Below are 6,229 nucleotides of genomic sequence, written 5' to 3' on the forward strand. Positions count from 1 at the left end.
ATGACGCTCATGGCGACGGACAGCCCGACGGCGGCCATCCCGGCCAGTGCGGTCACGGCCACCGCGGCGACCTGCTCGGCGGTCGCGGCGTTTTCCGGGCGGCGGGTCCCGCCGAGACCGTGCCTGCGATCGACCTCCTCGAGCGCGCGGAGCATCTCGTCGGGGTCACCACCCTTGTCCGGATGATGGCGCAGGACGGCCTGGCGTCGATCCCGCTTGTAGGCGGCGGGGTCGCGTGGTTCGCGTCGACTGTTCACGTTCTGCTCTCCTGGGGGACGAGGCGCGTGTGCGCTGATGCCTCGACGCTACCGAAGTCGCGGCACGCGGCGGGCGGCTTCCCCGACCGGTCGGCATAGGCGATTTTGATCCCGTGGGGTGTGTGCGGCATACTGGTCGAGTTGCCCGGACAAGGCGGCGAATCCGTGTGGCCCTCGGGCCCAGGGGTAGCCGGGTTGGTCGGGCGAGCACGACCGGGGCGGGTGAGCGATCACCCGCCGGAAAAGTGGGAGGGCGACACGCCCGACCGCGTGGACGCGTCGTGACACGTCAACAGCGGCAGCGGATCGGTTCCGCCGTCACCCTCGCCTCGCGGGAGTCCGGCACTCCGTCCTCTGGAGGTCTCGTAGTCGTGTCACGTTCGTGAGCGCGCGACGACGGTCCTCCACGACGAAGCACCGATGCACGTGACCGGGTGGTAGACGGTCTGACGGTGTCACGTATGACAAGCGAACACAGAAGTGTCCCCCGCGCAGCGAGGGCGCTCACGACAGCCGCCTTCACGGGCGGGGGGAGAATGAGGACGAAGTGGCGGGACAAAAGATCCGCATCCGGCTCAAGGCCTATGACCACGAGGCCATAGACGCCTCGGCGCGCAAGATCGTCGAGACGGTCACCCGTACGGGAGCTCGTGTCGTCGGCCCGGTGCCGTTGCCGACCGAGAAGAACGTGTATTGCGTCATCCGCTCGCCGCACAAGTACAAGGATTCGCGCGAGCACTTCGAGATGCGCACCCACAAGCGGCTGATCGACATCCTCGACCCCACGCCCAAGACCGTGGACGCGCTCATGCGCATCGACCTGCCTGCCAGCGTCGACGTCAACATCCAGTGACCTCCGACCGAGCAGCGGTCAGCAAGCAACGTGCAGCGGAGACAGTGAACAGATGAGTACTACCGAGATCAAGGGAATCCTGGGCGCGAAGCTCGGCATGACCCAGGTCTTCGACGAGAACAACCGGGTCGTCCCGGTTACCGTCATCAAGGCCGGGCCGTGTGTAGTCACCGGGATCCGTACAGAGCAGACCGACGGCTACAACGCCGTCCAGATCGCGTTCGGCGCGATCGACCCCCGTAAGGTCACCAAGCCCGTCACGGGCCAGTTCTCCAAGGCGGGTGTGACCCCGCGTCGCCACCTCGCGGAGATCCGGCTGGACAACGCGGAGCAGGCCGGAGCCTTCGAGCTGGGCCAGGAGCTCGGCGCGGACGTGTTCGAGGACGGCGCTTTCGTCGACGTCACCGGCACCTCCAAGGGCAAGGGCTTCGCCGGCACCATGAAGCGTCACGGCTTCCACGGACAGGGTGCCTCGCACGGTACCCAGGCCGTGCACCGCCGGCCCGGTTCCATCGGTGGCGCGTCCACCCCGGGCCGTGTGTTCCGGGGTAAGAAGATGGCCGGCCGCATGGGCAACGAGCGCGTGACCACAATGAACCTCAAGGTCCACAAGGTCGATGCCGAGGCCGGCGTCCTCCTGATCAAGGGAGCCATCCCGGGTCGTAACGGCGGCCTCGTGATGGTCCGATCCGCAGTGAAGGGCGGTGCGCGCGCATGACCACGACGGAGAACACCGTGAATCTCAAGCTGGACGTCCGTACCCCGGCCGGTTCGGCCGACGGGTCGGTCGAGCTCCCCGCCGCGATCTTCGGCGTCGAGCCCAACCTGGCCCTGATGCACCAGGTCGTCGTGGCGCAGCTCGCCGCAGCGCGGCAGGGTACCCACTCGACCAAGACCCGCGGCGAGGTCCGTGGCGGTGGCCGCAAGCCGTTCCGCCAGAAGGGCACCGGCCGCGCACGCCAGGGCTCGACCCGCGCCCCCGCCTACACCGGTGGTGGCACGGTCCACGGACCGAAGCCGCGTGACTACTCGCAGCGCACGCCCAAGAAGATGAAGGCCGCCGCCCTCCGCGGTGCCCTGTCCGACCGGGCCGCCAGCGATCGTATCCACGTGGTCACCGAGCTCGTCGAGGGTCAGACCCCGTCGACGGCGGGCGTGCGGGACTTCCTCGGAAGCCTGTCCGGTCGCAAGAAGTTCCTGCTCGTGGTCGGCCGCGAGGACATCGCCGCATGGCGCTCGGTGGGCAACCTGGACCACGTCCATCCCATCGCGCCGGATCAGCTGAACACCTACGACGTGCTGCGTGCAGACGATGTCGTGTTCACGGTGGAGGCTCTGGACGCGTTCGTCTCGCAGGCCAGCAAGCGTGCTGCAGGCACGGATAACACCGCCGCGAAGGAGGCCGACAAGTGAGCACCGTCGCCGATCCCCGGGACGTGATCCTCGCCCCCGTCGTCTCCGAGAAGGCCTATGGCCTGCTCGAGCAGGGCGTGTACACGTTCCTGGTCGCCCCGGACGCCAACAAGACGCAGATCAAGATCGCCCTCCAGGAGATCTTCGGCGTCACGGTTGAGTCCGTCAACACCGCCAACCGTCAGGGCAAGCGTAAGCGCACCCGCACCGGGTTCGGACAGCGCAAGAGCACCAAGCGCGCCATCGTGACCCTTGCGGCCGACAGCAAGCCCATCGAGATCCCGGGTCTGACCGCCTGACGGCGGGAAGAGTTAAGGACGAGAGAACCTCATGGCTATCCGCAAGTACAAGCCCACGACGCCCGGCCGTCGCGGCTCGAGCGTCTCGGACTTCGCCGAGATCACGCGCTCGACGCCCGAGAAGTCGCTGCTTCGCCCACTACACAAGACCGGTGGCCGTAACGGTCACGGTCGCATCACCACCCGCCACAAGGGTGGTGGACACAAGCGCCAGTACCGCGTCATCGACTTCCGTCGTAACGACAAGGACGGCGTCGACGCCACCGTCGCCCACATCGAGTACGACCCGAACCGCACCGCGAACATCGCCCTCCTGCACTACGCGGACGGCGAGAAGCGGTACATCCTGGCCCCGCGCAACCTCAAGCAGGGCATGAAGATCGAGTCGGGTGTCGGTTCCGATATCAAGGTCGGCAACAACCTGCCGCTCCGCAACATCCCCGCCGGCACCGTCGTGCACGCCGTGGAGCTCCGTCCCGGAGGCGGTGCCAAGATGGCTCGCGCCGCCGGTGCCGGGATCCAGCTGCTCGGCAAGGAGGGCGCGTACGCCTCGCTCCGCATGCCGTCCGGTGAGATCCGCCGGGTCGACGTCCGCTGTCGCGCGACGATCGGCGAGGTCGGCAACGCCGAGCAGGGGAACATCAACTGGGGTAAGGCCGGCCGCATGCGGTGGAAGGGCGTCCGCCCGACCGTCCGCGGTGTGGTCATGAACCCCATCGACCACCCACACGGTGGTGGCGAGGGTAAGACGTCCGGTGGACGTCACCCCGTCAGCCCGTGGGGCCAGCCCGAGGGCCGGACCCGCAAGCCCAACAAGGCGAGCGACAAGATGATTGTCCGTCGCCGTCGCACCGGTAAGAAGCGTTAAGGAGGGAAACTAGGATGCCTCGTAGTCTCAAGAAGGGTCCGTTCGTCGACGAGCACCTCCTCGCGAAGGTGGACGCGCAGAACGACAAGGGTACTCATCAGGTCATCAAGACCTGGTCGCGTCGCTCGACGATCCTGCCCGATTTCATCGGCCACACGTTCGCCGTCCATGATGGCCGCAAGCATGTGCCCGTGTTCGTGTCCGACTCCATGGTGGGTCACAAGCTCGGCGAGTTCGCGCCGACGCGCACGTTCAAGGGGCACATCAAGGACGATCGGAAGAGTAAGCGCCGATGAGCACTGATACCAGCAAGACCGCCGAAGGCACGGTGCAGGACGAGCAGCAGCTCACCGCCCGGGCCACCGCCAAGTTCGTCCGCGTCACGCCCATGAAGGCGCGTCGTGTGATCGACCTGATCCGGGGCAAGGACGCCTCCGACGCGTTGGACATCCTGCGGTTCGCACCGCAGGCCGCCAGCGAGCCGGTGGGCAAGGTCCTCGCGTCCGCCATCGCGAACGCCGAGAACAACCTCGACCTGGATCCCCGGACCCTGGTCGTGTCGGCTGCGTTCGCCGACGAGGGCCCGACCCTGAAGCGGTTCCGTCCGCGTGCCCAGGGTCGTGCGTTCCGAGTGCGTAAGCGCACGAGCCACATCACCGTCGAGGTGACCAGCGTGCCCGAGAAGGCCGGTTCCGCCGGTCGGGGTCGTCGTAACCAGGGAGGTGCCCGCTAAATGGGACAGAAGATCCAGCCGCACGGCTTCCGTCTCGGCATCACCTCGGACTGGACGTCCAAGTGGTACGCCGACAAGCAGTACGCGGACTACGTCGCCGAGGACATCAAGATCCGTCAGCTCCTGTCCAAGGGCATGGAGCGGGCCGGCATCTCGGGCGTGGACATTTCCCGTACCCGTGACCGCGTCAACGTCGACATCCACACCGCCCGTCCGGGCATCGTGATCGGTCGTCGTGGCGCCGAGGCCGACCGTCTCCGCGGCGAGCTCGAGAAGCTCACCGCGAAGCAGGTCCACCTCAACATCCTCGAGATCAAGAACACCGAGGCCGACGCCCAGCTCGTAGCCCAGGGCATCGCGGAGCAGCTCTCCAACCGCGTGGCCTTCCGCCGCGCGATGCGGAAGGGCATCCAGTCCGCGATGCGTCAGCCGCAGGTCAAGGGCATCAAGGTGGTCTGCTCGGGTCGTCTCGGCGGTGCCGAGATGTCGCGTTCGGAGCGCTACCACGAGGGTCGCGTCCCGCTTCACACCCTGCGTGCCGAGATCGACTACGGCACCTACGAGGCCAAGACGACCTTCGGTCGCATCGGCGTCAAGGTGTGGATCTACAAGGGTGACGTGGTCGGCGGGCGTCGCGAGTCCGATCAGTACGCCCAGTCCAGCAACCGCGGCGGTGCCGACCGAGGGCCGCGCCGCGAGCGTGGCGCAGGCCGGCCGCGTCGTTCCGGCGCCCAGGGCACCACGGCCACCAGCACCGAGACCGGCCGCGCCGGTTCCGGTCCGGCTGCCGAGGCCCCCGCCCAGGCTCCGCAGAATCAGACCAGGGAGGCGTGACAGTGCTTATCCCCAAGCGCGTCAAGCACCGCAAGCAGCACCACCCCGGCCGTAGTGGCGGGGCCAAGGGCGGCACCAAGGTGACGTTCGGTGAGTACGGCATCCAGGCTCTCGAGCCGGCGTACGTCACCAACCGTCAGATCGAGTCCGCGCGTATCGCGATCAACCGCCACATCAAGCGTGGCGGCAAGGTGTGGATCAACATCTACCCCGATCGCCCGTTGACCAAGAAGCCCGCCGAGGTCCGGATGGGTTCCGGTAAGGGATCCGTCGAGTGGTGGGTCGCGAACGTCAAGCCGGGTCGCATCCTGTTCGAGATGTCGTACCCGAACGAGGAGACCGCACGCGAGGCGCTGCGCCGCGCGCAGCACAAGCTCCCGTGCAAGACCCGCATCGTGACCCGGGAGGAGCAGTTCTGATGGCTAGTGGAACCACCGCCCCCGAGTTGCGTGAACTCGATGCCGATGCGCTCACCGCGCGTCTGCGTGAGGCCAAGGAGGAGCTGTTCAATCTGCGCTTCCAGATGGCCACCGGTCAGCTGACCAACAACCGTCGCCTGCGGGTCGTCCGTCATGACATCGCACGCATCTACACCGTCATCCGTGAGCGCGAGCTCGGGCTGTCGGCGGCGCCGGGTGATGCCAAGTGAGTGACAAGGAAGCAGCCGTGACTGAGGCCAGCGAGAACACCGAGCGCAACAGCCGCAAGGTGCGGATCGGGTACGTCGTGTCCGACAAGATGGACAAGACCATCATCGTCGAGCTCGAGGACCGCGTGAAGCACCCGCTCTACGGCAAGATCATGCGCCGTACCGAGCGTGTGAAGGCGCACGACGAGACCAACAACGCCGGCGTCGGCGACCGCGTGCGGATCATGGAGACCCGCCCGCTGTCCGCCACCAAGCGGTACCGCCTCGTCGAGGTCCTGGAGCGCGCGAAGTAGGAATACCGCTCCGCTACACCTGTCGGCCCA

At 67.2% G+C, this 6,229-nt stretch carries 12 protein-coding genes; 11 read left to right on the forward strand and 1 reads right to left on the reverse strand.

The window, feature by feature from the left end; genetic code table 11:
- Positions 1-257: hypothetical protein (locus G6027_RS07435; RefSeq protein ID WP_182636624.1), on the reverse strand; the 257-nt coding region annotated here is incomplete at its 3' end.
- 547 nt (positions 258-804) lie between these two features.
- Here G6027_RS07435 and rpsJ point away from each other — a divergent pair.
- From rpsJ to rpsQ, 11 genes are read left to right on the forward strand one after another with little or no spacing between them, the layout of a single operon-like run.
- The gene (rpsJ, locus tag G6027_RS07440) at positions 805-1,110 is read left to right on the forward strand and encodes a 30S ribosomal protein S10 (protein ID WP_003938093.1); all 306 of its coding nucleotides are present in this window, start codon (positions 805-807) and stop codon (positions 1,108-1,110) included.
- Between the two features lie 52 nt (positions 1,111-1,162).
- Complete coding sequence (gene rplC / locus G6027_RS07445) at positions 1,163-1,828, forward strand: 50S ribosomal protein L3 (protein WP_182636625.1); 666 nt, start codon at positions 1,163-1,165, stop codon at positions 1,826-1,828.
- On the forward strand, positions 1,825-2,523 hold the full coding sequence (rplD, locus tag G6027_RS07450) for a 50S ribosomal protein L4 (protein WP_182636626.1): 699 nt from the start codon (positions 1,825-1,827) through the stop codon (positions 2,521-2,523). The genes rplC and rplD overlap by 4 nt, the downstream gene beginning before the upstream one ends.
- Entirely contained in the window at positions 2,520-2,822 is a 303-nt protein-coding gene (gene rplW / locus G6027_RS07455; protein WP_179525923.1) for a 50S ribosomal protein L23, read from the forward strand. Before rplD ends, rplW begins: the two co-directional genes overlap by 4 nt.
- A gap of 31 nt (positions 2,823-2,853) precedes the next feature.
- On the forward strand, positions 2,854-3,690 hold the full coding sequence (gene rplB, locus G6027_RS07460; protein WP_182636627.1) for a 50S ribosomal protein L2: 837 nt from the start codon (positions 2,854-2,856) through the stop codon (positions 3,688-3,690).
- Between the two features lie 14 nt (positions 3,691-3,704).
- On the forward strand, positions 3,705-3,986 hold the full coding sequence (rpsS, locus tag G6027_RS07465; RefSeq protein WP_017838195.1) for a 30S ribosomal protein S19: 282 nt from the start codon (positions 3,705-3,707) through the stop codon (positions 3,984-3,986).
- On the forward strand, positions 3,983-4,423 hold the full coding sequence (gene rplV / locus G6027_RS07470; RefSeq protein WP_182636628.1) for a 50S ribosomal protein L22: 441 nt from the start codon (positions 3,983-3,985) through the stop codon (positions 4,421-4,423). Before rpsS ends, rplV begins: the two co-directional genes overlap by 4 nt.
- A complete protein-coding gene (gene rpsC, locus G6027_RS07475; protein WP_179525921.1) occupies positions 4,424-5,257 on the forward strand; it encodes a 30S ribosomal protein S3 in 834 nt (277 codons plus the stop codon).
- 2 nt (positions 5,258-5,259) lie between these two features.
- A complete protein-coding gene (gene rplP / locus G6027_RS07480; RefSeq protein WP_017838198.1) occupies positions 5,260-5,676 on the forward strand; it encodes a 50S ribosomal protein L16 in 417 nt (138 codons plus the stop codon).
- Positions 5,676-5,906: a 50S ribosomal protein L29 gene (rpmC, locus tag G6027_RS07485; protein ID WP_017838199.1), complete on the forward strand. Its 231-nt coding sequence runs from the start codon at positions 5,676-5,678 to the stop codon at positions 5,904-5,906. The genes rplP and rpmC overlap by 1 nt, the downstream gene beginning before the upstream one ends.
- The gene (rpsQ, locus tag G6027_RS07490) at positions 5,903-6,199 is read left to right on the forward strand and encodes a 30S ribosomal protein S17 (RefSeq protein ID WP_200837439.1); all 297 of its coding nucleotides are present in this window, start codon (positions 5,903-5,905) and stop codon (positions 6,197-6,199) included. Before rpmC ends, rpsQ begins: the two co-directional genes overlap by 4 nt.
- The last annotated feature ends 30 nt before the right edge of the window (positions 6,200-6,229 follow it).

It is taken from the genome of Dietzia sp. SLG310A2-38A2 (assembly GCF_014145095.1).
Lineage (GTDB): Bacteria > Actinomycetota > Actinomycetes > Mycobacteriales > Mycobacteriaceae > Dietzia.